Here is a 16209-nt window from a genome sequence, read left to right as displayed (position 1 = left end):
CCGCTCAGCCGATCAGCCAGTGAACCGCCAGGTTGATCCCCAACCCACCGCCGAGCAGCCATGCAAACAGCAGCAGCGCCAGCAGCAGTGGCTTCGGCCCCGCCCGGCGCAGGGCGGACACGTGGGTGGTCAGGCCCAGCGCGGCCATCGCCATGGCCAGCAGCACGGTATCCAGGTCGATGGCCGCGCCGACCACGGCGGGCGGCAGCAGGTGCAGCGAGTTGATGCCCGCCACCGCCACGAAACCGAACGCAAACCAGGGCACCACGATCCTGGCCCGCGCCGTGCCGGGCTGCGTCGCATGGCCGCGGGCCAGCAGCAGCGACAGCGCCACCAGGAACGGGGCGAGCATCATCACGCGCACCATCTTGGCGATCACGGCGGTATCGGCGGCGCTTTCGCTGACCGCGCGCCCGGCCGCCACCACCTGGGCCACTTCATGCACCGTCGAGCCGGTGAACACCCCATAGGCCTGTTCGCCCAGCGCCAGCCAGGCGTGTTCCAGGTTCAGCCGGTACAGCGCCGGATACAGGAACATCGCCAGCGTGCCGAACACCACCACGGTCGACACGGCCACGGTGGCCTGTTCGGCGCGGCCGCGTACCACCGGCGCGGCGGCCATCACCGCGGCCGCTCCGCAGATGGCGCTGCCGGCGCCGATCAGCATCGCGGTATCGCGGTCTATCCCGAACCAGCGGGTTCCGGCCCACCACGCCAGCCCGAAGGTGCTGGTCAGTACCAGTGCGTCAATCAGCACGCCGCCTGCGCCGACCTGGCCGATGTCCTGGAAGGTCAGGCGCATGCCGTACAGGACGATGCCGGCGCGCAGCAGCCAGTGCTTGGCGAAGCCCACACCGTCTGCCGACGATGCGGCCAGGTGCGGGTACACGGTGTTGCCCAGTGCGATGCCCAGCACGATGGCCAGGGTGAGTGCACTGATGCCGTGCGCCTGCAGCCATGGCACGGAGGACAGGCCGATGCCCGCCGCCGCAAGGCTGGCGGTCAGCAGCATGCCGGGCACCCGGCGGCGCCAGCGTTGGAATGCACCCGGGGTGGGGGCGCTCGCCATTGAAATGCTCACGGTTCGCTCTCGTCGAAACAGGGCTACAGCGTGCCCTTGACCAATCAATTGGTAAAACGCATTGTTTGTGTAAAATCAACCTATAAAGAAGGTTACGCCATGATGCGTCTGACGCTGCGCCAATGGCAGGTTTTCGTGAGCGTGGCCGATGCCGGATCCACCGCAGCGGCAGGCGCCCAGCTCCAGCTGTCGCAGTCGGCGACCAGCGCCGCGCTCAACGAACTGGAGGGGCAGCTTCCCGCACCGCTGTTTGACCGGATCGGGCGCCGGCTGGTGCTCAATGCCACCGGGCGAGCGCTGCTGGACCCGGCGCGCGCGCTGCTGGTGGCGGCGAGGGAGCTGGAACAGCAGGCCGGGGCAAGGCAGTCGCACGCGGCCGGCACACTGGCCCTGCAGTTGCGGATAGGCGCGAGCGCCACCATCGGCAATTACCTGCTGCCGACCCGGGTGGCTTCGTTGCTGGCGGCCAATCCGCAGGCCCAGGTGGACCTGCGGATCGGCAACAGCGCCGACGTGGTGGCGGCGGTGCAGCGGTTGGAGGTGGACCTGGGCGTGATCGAAGGACCGTGCCACGAAAGCGGCCTGGACGTGCTGCCCTGGCAGCGCGATGCCCTGGTCATCGTGGCGGCGGCCGCCTCGCCGTTGCCGGATGCGGTGGATGTCGCGTCACTGGCCGCGGCGCGCTGGCTGCTGCGCGAGCCCGGTTCGGGCACCCGCGAGGCGGTTGAACAGGCCCTGCTGCCGCACCTGCACCACTTCGGGCGCGCCATGCAGCTGGGCAGCACCGAGGCGATCAAGCAGGCGGCGGCGGCGGGGCTGGGCCTGGCCTGCCTGTCGCGGCACGCGGTGGCCGACCTGGTTGCGCTGGGCAGCCTGCGGGTCCTGCAGACCCCGCTGCCGTCCCTGTCGCGCCAGCTTTGGGTGGTGCGCCACCCGAGCAAGCGGGTGCCGGCGGAACTGGCCGCACTACTGGGGCTGCCGGCATCCGCTTTTGCGTCCGGCTGAGCGACGCCGCAGGCCGCCAGCCCGTACAATGGCGGGATGCCTCTGATTACTCTGCAAAACGTCGACTTCAGCGTCGGCGGCCCGCTGTTGCTGGAAAAAGCCGAACTGTCGATCGAGCCGGGCGAACGCATCGCCCTGATCGGCCGCAACGGCGCCGGCAAATCCACCCTGCTCAAGCTGCTGTCCGGCGACCACAAGCCCGACGACGGAGAAGTGCGCGTGCAGCAGGGGGTGCGCATCACCCGGCTGGAGCAGGAAGTGCCGCACGGCGCGGCCGGCAGCGTGTTCGACGTGGTCGCCGATGGCCTGGGCGAGCTGGGCCAGTGGCTGGCCGAATTCCACCACCTCAGCGTGGCCGACGAGTTCGATGGCGATGCGCTGTCGGCGGTGCAGGCCAAGATCGATGCCGCCAACGGCTGGGGACTGGACCAGCGTGTGAGCGAAACGCTGACCAAGCTCGACCTGGACGGCGATGCCGAATTCGCGCGCTTGTCCGGCGGCATGAAGCGCCGCGTGCTGCTCGGCCGCGCGCTGGTGTCCGCGCCGGACCTGCTGCTGCTGGACGAACCGACCAACCACCTGGACATCGAAGCCATCGACTGGCTGGAAATGTTCCTCAAGAACTGGAACGGCAGCGTGGTGTTCGTCACCCATGACCGCCGCTTCCTGCGTGCGTTGGCCACCCGCATTGTCGAGATCGATCGCGGCCAGGTCACCAGCTGGCCGGGCGACTGGGCCAACTACGAACGCCGCCGCGAAGAGCGCTTGAACGCGCAGGCACAGGAAAACGCGCGCTTCGACAAGATGCTGGCGCAGGAAGAGGTCTGGATCCGCCAGGGCATCAAGGCCCGCCGCACCCGCGACGAAGGCCGCGTGCGCCGCCTCAAGGCGATGCGCAGCGAGCGTTCGCAGCGCCGTGAACTCGGCGGCAACGTGCGCATGGAAGCCTCGCAGGCGGAGAATTCCGGCAAGAAGGTCATCGACGTCAAGGACATTTCGTTCGCGTTCGGCGAGCGGGTGATGGTCAAGGATTTCAGTACCACCATCCTGCGCGGCGACCGGATCGGCCTGATCGGTCCCAACGGCAGCGGCAAGACCACGCTGCTCAAGCTGCTGCTGGGCGACCTGGCGCCGGACAGCGGCGAAGTGCGCGCCGGCACCAACCTGCAGATCGCCTACTTCGACCAGTACCGTTCGGTGCTGCGCGAGGACTGGACCGCGATCGAGAACGTGGCCGAAGGCCGCGATTTCCTCGAGGTCAACGGCAAGCGCAAGCACGTGCATGCGTACCTGCAGGATTTCCTGTTCACGCCCGAGCGTGCGCGCGCGCCGATCACCCGGCTGTCCGGCGGCGAGCGCAACCGGCTGCTGCTGGCCAAGCTGTTCGCGCAGCCCTCCAACCTGCTGGTGATGGACGAACCGACCAACGATCTCGACGTGGAAACGCTGGAGCTGCTCGAAGAGCTGCTTGGCGATTACACCGGCACGCTGCTGCTGGTCAGCCATGACCGCGACTTCCTCGACAACGTGGTGACCTCCACGATGGTGATGGAAGGCGATGGCGTGGTCGGCGAGTACGTGGGGGGCTACACCGACTGGCAGCGGCATGTGGCGCGCGTGGAAGCGGCAACGGCCGCGGCGCCGGTGCCTGCGGCCAGGCCGGCTGCCGCGCCGGCAGCGGCGGCACCTGCGGCATCGGCGGCACCCAGGCGCAAGCTCAGCTTCAAGGACCAGCGCGAGCTGGAGCAGCTGCCGTTGAAGATCGAAACGCTGGAAAAGGATGTCGAAGGCCTGACCGCCGCGATGAACGATCCCGCGTTCTACCAGCGCAGCGCGCCGGACATGGCCGCACACACCCAGAAGCTGGGTGCGGTGCAGGCTGAGCTGGATGCGGCGTACAAGCGGTGGGAAGAGCTGGATTCCTGACGCGCGTCCCCGGGTAAAGGCAGCCGACTAACAGTCGGCTCTACCGGCGCTGGCGCATCCGGATCGTCGTGCGTTCGTTCCGGACGCATCCGGATCGTCGTGCGTTCGTTCCGGACGCATCCGGATCGTCGTGCGTTCGTTCCGGACGCATCCGGATCGTCATGCGTTCGTTCCGGACGTATCCAAATCGTCATGCGATCGCCAGCAATTCGTAGCGCCGACTGTCAGTCGGCGACCGCGCGCAGCGCGGCAAACCATCCCGGCGCGTGATCGACACGCGCTCAATATCCTGCCGGCGTTCAAACCCGACCGAAACCACCCGTCCGGCGTTCATGACCCCGGAACGGAGAGCAGCCACGCAGGGCGTGGCGCTACTTCAGCCCGTGCAGATCCCGCAACTGGCTCGGCCGCGAACCGAAGTACGCGGCCAGGTCGGCAATGTCCTGGTCGCTCAGGTCGGTGGCCTGCCCGGTCATCAGCGGATGCTGGCGGTCCCCGGCGCGGTAGGCCTGCAGGGCGTGGGCCAGGTAATCGCCGTACTGCCCACCCAGCTTCGGGTAGGTCGGGTCGATCGGCTGGTTGCCGTCGGCGCCGTGGCAGTCGATGCAGCTCTGCCCGGTCGCCTTGCCTTTGACCTTGGCCCGTGCTTCACCGGCGGCGATGCGGCCTGCCGGCAGGCCGGCGGAGGAGCCTGAACCGTGCTCGCCACTGGCGTGGCCCGGGTCGGCGGCGGAATCTGCGCTGTTTTCCACCTGCGACTGCGAACAGGCAGCCAGCAGCAGGGCAACGGACAGGGCGATGGCGTGACGCTTGAAGGGCGTGGCTTTCGTCATGAGCGCGCTTATTTGACGGTGGAGAGGTAAACAGCGAGATCGGCGATCTCCTGTTCAGAGAAACTCATGGACTGCGCCTGCATCGTCGGATGCCGGCGTTTGCCCTGGCGGTACTCGCTCAGCGCCTGGCTGAGGTACTGCTGGGTCTGCCCACCGATCTTGGGCACCCGGTAGCTGGGGTACGCGTTCTTGTAGCCGGTGATGCCGTGACACCCCTGGCACGTGTAGGCCAGCACGCGGCCATTGTCGAAGCTGCCGGTCAGGGCAGGCGGGGCGGCGGGCGCGGCTGCCGGGGCAGCGGCGGGTGAGGCGGGTACGGCAGGAGCAGGTGCGGCCTGGGCGGCAACCCCGAAGGGCAGGAGGACGGCCAGAGCAAGACAAGCGGCGAGCGGCTGCGGGCGCATGATGTCGTTTCCGGTATACGGGTTCTGGTCGTTCCGGCGTGGGGTACGGAACTGTCCCGAGTATAGCCTGCGTTTTCATCTAGCTGAAACCGGGCAGTGCCGACGAGTGGTCGCAGGTCACCATGACCTTTGGGATATGGTGTTGTCGTGACGTGGTGCATTACTTTGCTACCACACCTGCTCACGCATCCTTCAGGGACACGACGATGTTGCGAATCTCTCTTCTGCCCGGCCGCACCGGAACCTGCGCCGCGGCGCTGCTGATCACTACGACCCTGCTGCTGGGCGGTTGCGGCGCCGGTGGCCCCGCCGGCGATGCCGCGGCGGCCGAGAAGGATCCCAAGGCCGAAAAAGCTCCCGACGCCGTCCCGGTGGAGGCGGTAGCGGCCAGCCGCCGTGCGGTCGCCGCCAGCTACACCGGCACCGCCGCGCTGGAAGCGCGCGCCGAATCGCAGGTGGTGGCGAAAACGTCGGGCGTGGCCCTGGCCGTAATGGTCGAGGAGGGCCAGCAGGTTCGCGCCGGGCAGCCGCTGGTGCGGCTGGACCCGGACCGGGCGCGCCTGGCCGTGGCCCAGAGCGAAGCGCAGATGCGCAAGCTGGAGAACAGCTACCAGCGCGCCCAGAAACTGGTGGGCCAGCAGATGGTCAGCGCCGCCGATGTCGACCAGCTGCGCTACGACCTGGAAAACGCGCGCGCGCAGTACCGCCTGGCGACCCTGGAACTGTCCTACACCACGGTGGTGGCGCCGATCTCCGGCGTGATCGCATCGCGCTCGATCAAGACCGGTAACTTCGTGCAGATCAATACGCCGATCTTCCGCATCGTCGACAACTCGCGGCTGGAAGCCACGCTCAACGTGCCCGAGCGCGAACTGGCCACGCTGCGTGCCGGGCAGCCGGTAACCCTGGTGGCCGACGCGCTGCCGGGTAAGTCCTTCCCCGGCACCGTGGACCGCATTTCCCCGGTGGTCGACGCCGGCAGCGGCACCTTCCGCGTGGTCAGCGGCTTCGGCGAAGATGCCGCCGGCCTGCAGCCGGGCATGTTCGGGCGGATCCGCATCGACTACGACCAGCGCGCCGACGCGCTGGTGGTGCCGCGCCTGGCGCTGCTCGACGACGGTGACCCGGCGGTGTTCCGCGTGCGCGCGGGCAAGGTTGCCCGCGTGCCGGTCAAGCTGGGCTACGCCGAAGGCCCGTGGGTGGAGATCCGCGAGGGCCTGGCCGAGGGAGACAAGGTGGTGACGGCCGGCAAGGTCGCCCTGCGCGACGGCACCGCTGTGCAGGTGATCGGCGACAAGCCGGCCACCGCGGTGGCCAGCAAGGCCGCCCCGGCCAAGGCGGAGACCCGTCAATGAGTTCGGCCGGGCACGACCACGGTAACGAGCCGCAGCCGGGCGAAGGCCCGGCGGCGCCTGGTGGCGGCCTGGTGGAATTCGCCACCCGCCGCCGCGTCACCATCTTCATGTTCATGATCACCCTGGTGCTGTTCGGCCTGATCGCGCTGGGCAACCTCAAGGTCAACCTGCTGCCGGACCTGAGCTATCCCACGTTGACCGTGCGCACCGAATACACCGGCGCGGCGCCGACCGAGATCGAAACGCTGATCACCGAACCGGTCGAAGAGGCGGTGGGCGTGGTCAAGAACCTGCGCAAGCTGAAGTCGATCTCGCGCACCGGGCAGAGCGATGTGGTGCTTGAATTCGCGTGGGGCACCAACATGGACCAGGCCAGCCTGGAGGTGCGCGACAAGATGGAAGCGCTGAACCTGCCACTGGAGGCCAAGGCCCCGGTGCTGCTGCGCTTCAATCCCTCCACCGCGCCGATCATGCGCCTGGTGATCGCGGCCAAGGACGACCCGGCCAGCGATGCCGACGCCGTGCGCCAGCTCACCGCGCTGCGCCGCTATGCCGATGAAGACCTGAAGAAGAAGCTCGAACCGGTGGCCGGCGTGGCGGCGGTGAAGGTGGGCGGCGGCCTGGAAGATGAAATCCAGGTCGACATCGACCAGCAGAAGCTGGCCCAGCTCAACCTGCCGATCGATACCGTCATCAAGCGGCTGAAGGAAGAGAACATCAACATCTCCGGCGGCCGCCTGGAAGAAGGGTCGCAGCGCTTCCTGGTGCGTACCGTCAACCAGTTCGCCGACCTGGAAGACATCCGCAACCTGCTGGTGACCACCCAGGGCAGCAACGGCAGTGCCGCCGACGCGGCCATGCAGCAGATGTTCGCCATCGCCGCCTCGACCGGTTCGGATGCCGCGGTCGCCGCCGCGTCCGCCGCGCAGAGCGCTTCCAGCAGCAGCTCCACCACCGTGGCCAACGGCGTGCCGGTGCGGCTGAAGGACGTGGCCACGGTGCGCCAGGGCTTCAAGGAACGCGAAGCGATCATCCGCCTGGGCGGCCGCGAAGCGGTGGAACTGGCCATCTACAAGGAAGGCGATGCCAACACGGTGGCCACCGCCGAAGCACTGCGCGCAAAGCTTGAGCAGATCAAGGCGCAGATTCCCGGTGATGCCGAACTGACCACCATCGAGGACCAGTCGCGCTTCATCGAGCACGCCATCAGCGACGTCAAGAAAGATGCGGTGATCGGCGGCCTGCTGGCCATCCTGATCATCTTCCTGTTCCTGCGCGATGGCTGGAGCACGTTCGTGATCAGCCTGTCGCTGCCGGTCTCGATCATCACCACGTTCTTCTTCATGGGCCAGCTGGGGCTGAGCTTGAACGTGATGTCGCTGGGCGGGCTGGCGCTGGCCACCGGCCTGGTGGTGGACGATTCCATCGTGGTGCTGGAAAGCATCGCCAAGGCGCGCGAACGCGGCCTGGGTATCCTGCAGGCGGCCATCACCGGCACCCGCGAAGTCAGCATGGCCGTGGTCGCCTCCACCCTGACCACCATCGCGGTGTTCCTGCCGCTGGTGTTCGTCGACGGCATCGCCGGCCAGCTGTTCCGCGACCAGGCGCTGACCGTGGCGATCGCCATCGCGATCTCGCTGCTGGTGGCGATGACCCTGATCCCGATGCTGAGCTCGCTCAAGGGCCGCCCGCCGCTGGCGTTCCCGGAAGAGCCCGCGCATGCCGCATGGCAGCCGCAGCGTCGCTGGCTCAAGCCGGTCGCCGGGAGCCGCCGCGGTTTCGGCGCGCTGGTCCGCTGGACCGTGTTCGGCATCGCGTGGGCCATCGTGCGCGTGTGGCGCCTGCTGGTGGCGGTGATCGGCCCGGTGATGCGCAAGGCCAGCGACCTGGCCATGAAGCCGTACGCCGGTGCCGAGCGCGGTTACCTGCGCCTGCTGCCGAACGCACTGGCCCACCCGGGCAAGGTACTGGGCATGGCGGCGCTGGCCTTCGTGGCTACGCTGGCGCTGGTGCCGATGCTGGGCGCGGACCTGATTCCGCAGCTGGCCCAGGATCGCTTTGAGATGACCGCAAAGCTGCCGGCCGGCACGCCGCTGAAGCAGACCGATACGCTGGTGCGCGAGCTGCAGCTGGCCCACGCCAAGGACGACAGCATCACCTCGCTGTACGGGGTGAGCGGCAGCGGCACGCGGCTGGATGCCAGCCCGACCGAGAGCGGCGAGAACATCGGCAAGCTCACCGTGGTGATGGCCGACGGCGGCAGTGCCCGCACCGAGGCGGCCATCACCGAGCGCCTGCGCGCTTCGATGCAGGGCCACCCGGGCGTGCAGGTCGACTTCGCGCGGCCCGCACTGTTCAGCTTCTCCACGCCGCTGGAAGTGGAGCTGCGCGGGCAGGACATGGCCACCCTGGAACGTGCCGGGCAGGCGCTGGCCGCGCGGTTGCGCAGCAACCCGCACTACGCCGACGTGAAATCGACCGTGGAAGAGGGCTTCCCGGAAATCCAGATCCGCTTCGACCAGGAGCGCGCCGGTGCGCTGGGCCTGACCACGCGGCAGATCGCCGACGTGGTGGTCAAGAAGGTGCGCGGCGACGTGGCCACGCGCTACAGCTTCCGTGACCGCAAGATCGACGTGCTGGTGCGCGCCCAGGAAGGCGACCGCGCCAGCGTGGAGAGCATCCGCCGGTTGATCGTCAACCCGGGCAGCACACGCCCGGTGACGCTGGACGCGGTGGCCGACGTGGTGGCCACCAACGGCCCCAGCGAGATCCACCGGGCCGACCAGACCCGCGTGGCGGTGGTGTCGGCCAACCTGCGCGACATCGACCTGGGCGGCGCGGTGCGCGAAGTGCAGGACATGGTCGCCAACGACCCGCTGGGTGCCGGCGTCAGCATGCACATCGGTGGGCAGGGCGAGGAGCTGGCCGAATCGGCGCGCTCGCTGATCTTCGCCTTCGGCCTGGCGATCTTCCTGGTCTACCTGGTGATGGCCTCGCAGTTCGAATCGCTGCTGCACCCGTTCGTCATCCTGTTCACCATCCCGCTGGCGCTGGTCGGTGCGATCCTGGCGCTGATGCTCACCGGCAAGCCGATCTCGGTGGTGGTGTTCATCGGCCTGATCCTGCTGGTGGGGCTGGTGACCAAGAACGCGATCATCCTGATCGACAAGGTCAACCAGCTGCGCGAGGCCGGCGTGGCCAAGCATGAAGCGCTGGTGGAAGGCGCCCGCTCGCGCCTGCGCCCGATCATCATGACCACCCTGTGCACGCTGTTCGGCTTCCTGCCGCTGGCGGTGGCGATGGGCGAGGGTGCCGAAGTGCGCGCCCCGATGGCGATCACCGTGATCGGCGGCCTGCTGGTGTCCACGCTGCTCACCCTGCTGGTGATCCCGGTGGTGTACGACCTGCTTGATCGCCGTGGCGATGCCTATTACCGCGAACGTGGCCGCCATCACCACCGCGGTACGCCCGATGCCGGCAGCGCCGGTAGTGCGGCCCAGGAGCCGGCATGAGCATCGCCGAGTTCTCCATCCGCCGCCCCATCACCACCATCATGTGCTTCGTCTCACTGGTGGTGGTGGGCCTGATCGCCTCGTTCCGGTTGCCGCTGGAGGCGCTGCCGGACATCTCCGCGCCGTTCCTGTTCGTGCAGGTGCCCTACAGCGGCTCGACACCGGAAGAAGTGGAGCGCACCATCATCCGGCCGACCGAGGAAGCCTTGGCCACGATGACCGGGATCAAGCGCATGCGCTCCCAGGCGACCGCCGAAGGCGCCAGCATCTTCATCGAGTTCACCGACTGGGACCGCGACATCGCCATCGCCGCCTCCGACGCACGCGAGCGCATCGACGCGATCCGCAGCGACCTGCCCGATGACCTGCAGCGCTACAACGTGTTCAAGTGGTCCAGCAGCGACGAGCCGGTACTCAAGGTGCGCCTGGCCAGTGCATCGGACCTGACCGGTGCCTACGACATGCTCGACCGCGAGTTCAAGCGGCGGATCGAGCGCATTCCCGGCGTGGCCCGGGTGGAGATTTCGGGCGCGCCACCCAATGAGGTGGAGATCGCGATCGATGCCGATCGCCTGACCGCACACAACCTGAGCATCAACGAACTCAGCGACCGCCTGCGCACGCTCAACTTCTCCATCTCGGCCGGGCAGATCGACGATAACGGCCAGCGGGTCCGGATCCAGCCGGTCGGCGAGATCACCGACCTGCAGGAACTGCGCGATCTGGTCATCGATACGAAGGGCCTGCGCTTGGGCGACATTGCCGACGTGCGGCTCAAGGCAGCGCGCATGAACTACGGCCGTCGCCTGGATGGCAATCCGGCAGTGGGCCTGGACATCTACAAGGAGCGCAGCGCCAACCTGGTGGAAGTCTCGCGAGGCGCGCTGGCCGAGGTGGAAGCCATCCGCCGGCAGCCGTCGATGCGCGATGTGAACATCAAGGTGATCGACAACCAGGGCAAGACGGTGACGTCCTCGCTGCTGGAGCTGGCCGAAGCCGGCGCGGTCGGCCTGCTGCTGTCGGTGACGGTGCTGTTCTTCTTCCTGCGCCATTGGCCATCGACGCTGATGGTGACGCTGGCGATTCCGATCTGTTTCGTGATCACCCTGGGCTTCATGTACTTCGTCGGGGTGACCCTCAACATCCTGACCATGATGGGCCTGCTGCTGGCGGTCGGCATGCTGGTGGACAACGCCGTGGTGGTGGTGGAAAGCATCTACCAGGAACGCGAACGCATGCCCGACCAGCCGGTGCAGGCCTCGATCATCGGCACCCGCAACGTGGCCATCGCGCTCAGCGCCGGCACCCTGTGCCACTGCATCGTATTCGTGCCCAACCTGTTTGGCGAAACCAACAACATCAGCATCTTCATGGCGCAGATCGCGATCACCATCTCGGTCTCGCTGATGGCCTCGTGGCTGGTGGCGGTGAGCCTGATCCCGATGCTGTCCGCGCGCATGCAGACGCCCAAGCTGGTGCATTCGCAGACCGGCGTGATCGCCCGCCTGCAGCGCCGCTATGCCCAGCTGCTGCAATGGACGTTGGAACACCGCGGCTGGAGCGTGTTCGGCATCATCATGGTGGTGCTGGTCAGCCTGGTGCCGATGAAGCTGACCAAGATCGACATGTTCGGTGGCGAAGGTGGCACCGATGTCTTCATCGGCTACAACTGGAAGGGGGCCTTCACCCGCGCGCAGATGTCCGACGAGATCATGCGGGTGGAGCAGTACCTGGACCAGAACCGCGAGAAGCTGCACATCACCCAGGTGTATTCCTGGTACAGCGAACAGGAAGGCAGCAGCACGATTGTCACTCTGGACCAGAAGCACGCGGGCAACATGGCTGCCGTGCAGGAGTCGCTGCGCAAGGGACTGCCGCGCTCGGCGCGGGCCGATTACATCATCGGCAACCAGGGTGGCGATGGCGGCGGTGGCGGTGGCAGTGGCAGCAAGGGCGTGGAAGTGCAGCTGGTGGGTGATTCGACCCAGATGCTGCAGGAGATCGGCGAAGACGTGGTGCCGTTGCTGGCCCAGCGCAAGGAGCTGCGCGATGTGCGCATCGACAATGGCGAGAAGGGCAGCGAGCTGTCCATCCATGTGGACCGCGAGCGTGCCGCTGCGTTCGGCTTCAACGCCGAGCAGGTTGCCAGCTTTGTCGGCCTGGCGCTGCGCGGTGCACCCCTGCGCGAGTTCCGTCGCGGTGACAGCGAAGTGCCGGTGTGGGTGCGCTTTGCCGGTGCCGAACAGAGCAGCCCGGAAGACCTGGCCAGCTTCACCGTGCGCACCGGCGACGGTCGCTCGGTACCGCTGCTGAGCCTGGTCGATGTCAGCATCAAACCGTCCGCCACCCGCGTGGGCCGTACCAACCGCCAGACCACGTTGACCATCAAGGCCAACCTGGCCGAGAAGGTGACCGCGCCGGAAGGCCGCAAGGCGATGGAGGAAACGCTCAAGCCGATGAGCTTCCCGGCCGGCTACAACTTCACCTTCGATGGTGGCGACTTCGGTGACGACAACGAGGCCATGCAGCAGATGCTGTTCAACCTGGTCATCGCGCTGGTGATGATCTACGTGGTGATGGCGGCGGTGTTCGAATCGCTGCTGTTCCCGGCCGCCATCATGAGCGGGGTGCTGTTCTCGATCTTCGGGGTGTTCTGGTTGTTCTGGCTCACCGGTACCTCGTTCGGCATCATGTCCTTCATCGGCATCCTGGTGCTGATGGGGGTGGTGGTGAACAACGGCATCGTGATGATCGAGCACATCAACAACCTGCGCCGGCGCGGCCTGGCGCGCACCCAGGCGCTGGTGGAAGGCTCGCGCGAGCGCCTGCGCCCGATCATGATGACGATGGGCACGGCGATCCTGGCGATGGTCCCAATCTCGCTCACTGACACCCAGCTGCTGGGCGATGGCCCGCCGTACTACCCGATGGCGCGTGCCATTGCCGGCGGCCTGGCGTTCTCCACCGTGGTCAGCCTGCTGTTCCTGCCGACCATTTACGCCATGCTCGACGACATGAGCATCAACGTGGCCCGCATCGTGCGGCGGGCGAGGGGATTGCCGCCCAAGGGCAGCGGCGCGGTGATCGAACCGGCATGAACGAAAAGGGCCACGCAATGCGTGGCCCTTTTCGCATCGACCAACGGTCGATACCTACGGTTCCGATCCCCGTGGGTATCCACCGTTCCGATCCCCGTGGGTATCCACCGTTCCGATCCCCGTGGGTAGGTACCGACCGTTGGTCGGTACGGCGCCGTCAGCCGCCGACCTTGTTCCAGACCTGGAAGCCGGTGAGCCACAAGCCCAGCATGCTGCCCAGGTTGGTCAGCATGAAGGTCAGCACCACCCGGGTGACGCGGTTGCGGTACCAGCCGCGCACGCTCTGCGCGTCATCGCGCAGCTTGAGGAAATCCTCGTACGCCGGCTTGCGCAGGCGCGCCTCGACCAGCGCGGCAAAGGCGCCCGTCGGGATGCTCAGGCGGAATGGCTTGAACGGTGCCACCACGATCGCGGTGAGGATGCTCAGCGGATGGCTGCCGGCAAGCAGGCAGCCCAACCCGGCCAGGCCGCCGGTGTACATCGCCCACACCGCCAGCAGCTCGGTGCCCACGCCCAGTCCGCCGCGATAGAACCCCACGGCAATACCGGCCAACACCACCGCCAGGATGGTCAGCGTGATCCACGGAATGTTGCGCTTCTTCGGCACGTCTTCCAGCGACGCGCGCAGCGGGCCGGGCGCTTCGGTGTCCGATTCCAGGTACTTCGCCAGCCCGGCCAGATGGCCGGCACCGACCACGGCCAGCACTTCGCGCTGCGCCGGATCGTGCACTTCGCGCAGGCGGGTGGCCATGTAGCGGTCGCGCTCGCCGATGATGGTTTCGTACAGTGCCGGGCTTTCGCTGGCGAACTCGCCGAAGCTGGCCTCCAGCATGTCACCCTGCTTGAGCTTCTCGATCTCGTCCTCGCCGACGTCGTCGGAGGCGAACAGGCCGGCGCCCAGGCCCATGACCAGTTTGATCTTGCCGAAGAAGCCCAGCCGCTGCGAGGCGCGCTTGAAGGTCAGGCCCACTTCGCGGTCGATCAGGTGCACCGGCAGGTTGTGCGCGTTGGCCAGGCCGACCGCGCGCTTGAGCTCGGCACCGGGCTCGATGCCCAGCTGCTCGGCCAGCCGCCGCTGGTAGGCGGCCAGGGCGAGGTTGGCGGCGAACAGCGCCACGCGGCCCTTGCGGATCACTTCGACCAGGTCCAGCTTGGCCAACGCATCGGGGTTGGTCAGCGCCTGCAGGCGCTGCGGATCCAGCTCCACCGCGACCGCATCGAAGCGGCCGCTGTTGATGGCCCGTTCCACCACCTCCACGCTGGCCTGCGAGACGTGCGCGGTGCCCAGCAGGGTGTAGCGCACGCCGTCGCGCTCGACCACGCGCACGGGCTGGCCGGCGAACAGGGTGTCGCCGTTGTCGTCCATCAGGTTTTCAGTCATTTCATCATTCATTCGAAGGGGCGCTGTCGACACCGTCGCCGAGCGCGCGCTGCATCTGCACCGTATCCAGCCAGCGCCCATGCTTGCGGCCCAGGCCACGGAAAATGCCGACCAGGTGGAAGCCGAAGCGTTCGTGCAGCTTGATCGATGCGGTGTTGGTCGGTTCGCCGATCACCGCCACCATCTGCCGGTAGCCACGCGCGACGCAGGCGTCGATCAGGCCCTGCATCAGCGCCGTGCCGACGCCCTTGCCCTGGAACGCGGCATCGACGTAGACGGAGTTTTCGACCGTCCACTGGTAGGCGATACGCCCACGGTAGGTGTTGGCATAGGCGTAGCCGGCCACGTGGCCGTCAACCTCGGCCACGATGTACGGGAAACCGCGTGCGACGATGTCGTGCATGCGCCGCTGCATCTCGGCCGCATCCGGAACGTCGTACTCATAGGTGTTGACGAAGTCGGTTACTTCCACCGCATAGATGGCGGTGATGGCCGCAATGTCGGCATCGGTGGCGTCGCGCAGCAGCACGGTCACGGGGCAGGGTTCCTGTGGGAAGGTCAGTCGATGTAGCGCTTGAGCAGGTCGCCATAGGCGTCGATGCGGCGGTCGCGCAGGAACGGCCAGATGCGGCGCACGTGTTCGCTGCGCTGCAGGTCGACATCGCAGACCAGTACGGTCGGGTCGCCACCGGCTTCGGCAATGAACTCGCCCTGCGGGCCCAGCACGTGGCTGTTGCCCCAGAACTGGATGCCCGATGCACCCAGCGGCGACGGCTCGTGGCCGACGCGGTTGCAGCTCAGCACGGGCACGCCGTTGGCCACGGCATGGCCGCGGTGGCTGAGCACCCAGGCATCGCGCTGGCGGCCCTGTTCGTCCTTCTGGTCATCCGGATCCCAGCCGATGGCGGTGGGGTAGAGCAGCAGTTCGGCACCGGCCAGCGCCATCAGGCGCGCGGCTTCGGGGTACCACTGGTCCCAGCAGACGAGCACGCCAAGGCGACCCACCGAGGTATCGATCGGCTTGAAGCCGATGTCGCCGGGGGTGAAGTAGAACTTCTCATAGAAGCCGGGATCGTCCGGGATGTGCATCTTGCGGTACTTGCCCAGCAGGGTGCCGTCCTTCTCGAACACCACGGCGGTGTTGTGGTACAGGCCGGCGGCGCGGCGCTCGAACAGCGAGCCGACGATCACCACGCCATGCTTCTTCGCAAGCGCGCCAAGGCGCTCGGTGCTCGGCCCGGGAATCGGTTCGGCCAGGTCGAACTCATCCACCGATTCGTGCTGGCAGAAGTACGCGCCGTTGTGCAGTTCCTGCAGCAGGACCAGCTTGGCACCCTGGGCAGCCGCTTCAGCCACGCGCGTTTCGATCACGGCCAGGTTGGCGGCCGCGTCACCGTGGTTGCGCTCCTGGATCAGGGCGACGGAAAGGGTGTGGCGTGAGCTCATCCGGGGCGGGTCCTGCAGGGGGAAAAACGCAGTTTATCGCGGATGGGTGTGTGCGGCGTGCTGGGCGATAAACGGGGTGCGTGTCTGGTCGCGGAGAGCAGCTGTTCACCTTTACGGGCTGGGCCGGCCGACGGGCAGCCCACTACGGGACACGCCGTAAACCCATCC

Annotated in this window: 11 protein-coding genes; 5 read left to right on the top strand and 6 right to left on the bottom strand. The window is 67.4% G+C overall.

The features are described from left to right. Positions 1 to 4: 4 nt before the first annotated feature. Complete coding sequence (locus QE395_RS10630; protein ID WP_306988985.1) at positions 5 to 1069, bottom strand: YeiH family protein; 1065 nt, start codon at positions 1067 to 1069, stop codon at positions 5 to 7. A 114-nt stretch (positions 1070 to 1183) separates the two neighbouring features. Here QE395_RS10630 and QE395_RS10625 point away from each other — a divergent pair, with 114 nt between their 5' ends. Both QE395_RS10625 and QE395_RS10620 read left to right on the top strand, forming a co-directional pair. Beyond that, positions 1184 to 2086: a LysR family transcriptional regulator gene (locus QE395_RS10625; RefSeq protein WP_306990476.1), complete on the top strand. Its 903-nt coding sequence runs from the start codon at positions 1184 to 1186 to the stop codon at positions 2084 to 2086. A gap of 36 nt (positions 2087 to 2122) precedes the next feature. Next, positions 2123 to 4012, top strand: a complete 1890-nt coding sequence (locus QE395_RS10620) for an ATP-binding cassette domain-containing protein (RefSeq protein ID WP_306988983.1) — start codon at positions 2123 to 2125, stop codon at positions 4010 to 4012. A gap of 371 nt (positions 4013 to 4383) precedes the next feature. Here the strand turns inward: QE395_RS10620 and QE395_RS10615 are convergent, their stop codons facing one another. Both QE395_RS10615 and QE395_RS10610 read right to left on the bottom strand, forming a co-directional pair. Continuing rightward, a complete protein-coding gene (locus tag QE395_RS10615) occupies positions 4384 to 4845 on the bottom strand; it encodes a cytochrome c (protein ID WP_068851246.1) in 462 nt (153 codons plus the stop codon). 8 nt (positions 4846 to 4853) lie between these two features. Then, on the bottom strand, positions 4854 to 5249 hold the full coding sequence (locus QE395_RS10610) for a c-type cytochrome (protein WP_306988981.1): 396 nt from the start codon (positions 5247 to 5249) through the stop codon (positions 4854 to 4856). A gap of 206 nt (positions 5250 to 5455) precedes the next feature. On the opposite strand from QE395_RS10610, the gene QE395_RS10605 reads away from it, so the two are divergent. From QE395_RS10605 to QE395_RS10595, 3 genes are read left to right on the top strand one after another with little or no spacing between them, the layout of a single operon-like run. Then, complete coding sequence (locus tag QE395_RS10605; RefSeq protein ID WP_068851252.1) at positions 5456 to 6604, top strand: efflux RND transporter periplasmic adaptor subunit; 1149 nt, start codon at positions 5456 to 5458, stop codon at positions 6602 to 6604. Continuing rightward, positions 6601 to 10116 (top strand): efflux RND transporter permease subunit, encoded by a 3516-nt coding sequence (locus QE395_RS10600; RefSeq protein ID WP_306988979.1) that lies wholly within the window; start codon positions 6601 to 6603, stop codon positions 10114 to 10116. The genes QE395_RS10605 and QE395_RS10600 overlap by 4 nt, the downstream gene beginning before the upstream one ends. After that, positions 10113 to 13214, top strand: coding sequence for an efflux RND transporter permease subunit (locus tag QE395_RS10595; RefSeq protein WP_306988977.1), 3102 nt, complete (start codon positions 10113 to 10115; stop codon positions 13212 to 13214). The genes QE395_RS10600 and QE395_RS10595 overlap by 4 nt, the downstream gene beginning before the upstream one ends. A 157-nt stretch (positions 13215 to 13371) precedes the next feature. Here QE395_RS10595 and QE395_RS10590 read toward each other — a convergent pair whose 3' ends face one another. From QE395_RS10590 to QE395_RS10580, 3 genes are read right to left on the bottom strand one after another with little or no spacing between them, the layout of a single operon-like run. Further along, the gene (locus tag QE395_RS10590) at positions 13372 to 14607 is read right to left on the bottom strand and encodes a TraB/GumN family protein (RefSeq protein WP_068851262.1); all 1236 of its coding nucleotides are present in this window, start codon (positions 14605 to 14607) and stop codon (positions 13372 to 13374) included. Then, on the bottom strand, positions 14600 to 15130 hold the full coding sequence (locus tag QE395_RS10585) for a GNAT family N-acetyltransferase (protein WP_210132333.1): 531 nt from the start codon (positions 15128 to 15130) through the stop codon (positions 14600 to 14602). Before QE395_RS10585 ends, QE395_RS10590 begins: the two co-directional genes overlap by 8 nt. A gap of 23 nt (positions 15131 to 15153) precedes the next feature. After that, positions 15154 to 16041: a carbon-nitrogen hydrolase gene (locus tag QE395_RS10580; RefSeq protein WP_068851268.1), complete on the bottom strand. Its 888-nt coding sequence runs from the start codon at positions 16039 to 16041 to the stop codon at positions 15154 to 15156. Positions 16042 to 16209: the final 168 nt, after the last annotated feature.

This window comes from Stenotrophomonas sp. SORGH_AS_0282 (assembly GCF_030818125.1).
Lineage (GTDB): Bacteria > Pseudomonadota > Gammaproteobacteria > Xanthomonadales > Xanthomonadaceae > Stenotrophomonas > Stenotrophomonas rhizophila_A.
Note: the sequence above shows the minus strand (reverse complement) of the source record. Positions and strands in the feature narration are given on the sequence as shown.

Excerpts from the sequence above, each read along its gene's own strand:
- QE395_RS10580 (WP_068851268.1), bottom strand. The coding sequence starts at position 16,041 with ATGAGCTCACGCCACACCCTTTCCGTCGCCCTGATCCAGGAGCGCAAC.
- QE395_RS10610 (WP_306988981.1), bottom strand. The coding sequence starts at position 5,249 with ATGCGCCCGCAGCCGCTCGCCGCTTGTCTTGCTCTGGCCGTCCTCCTG.
- QE395_RS10595 (WP_306988977.1), top strand. The coding sequence starts at position 10,113 with ATGAGCATCGCCGAGTTCTCCATCCGCCGCCCCATCACCACCATCATG.
- QE395_RS10620 (WP_306988983.1), top strand. The coding sequence starts at position 2,123 with ATGCCTCTGATTACTCTGCAAAACGTCGACTTCAGCGTCGGCGGCCCG.
- QE395_RS10630 (WP_306988985.1), bottom strand. The coding sequence starts at position 1,069 with ATGGCGAGCGCCCCCACCCCGGGTGCATTCCAACGCTGGCGCCGCCGG.
- QE395_RS10605 (WP_068851252.1), top strand. The coding sequence starts at position 5,456 with ATGTTGCGAATCTCTCTTCTGCCCGGCCGCACCGGAACCTGCGCCGCG.
- QE395_RS10625 (WP_306990476.1), top strand. The coding sequence starts at position 1,184 with ATGCGTCTGACGCTGCGCCAATGGCAGGTTTTCGTGAGCGTGGCCGAT.
- QE395_RS10590 (WP_068851262.1), bottom strand. The coding sequence starts at position 14,607 with ATGAATGATGAAATGACTGAAAACCTGATGGACGACAACGGCGACACC.
- QE395_RS10615 (WP_068851246.1), bottom strand. The coding sequence starts at position 4,845 with ATGACGAAAGCCACGCCCTTCAAGCGTCACGCCATCGCCCTGTCCGTT.
- QE395_RS10600 (WP_306988979.1), top strand. The coding sequence starts at position 6,601 with ATGAGTTCGGCCGGGCACGACCACGGTAACGAGCCGCAGCCGGGCGAA.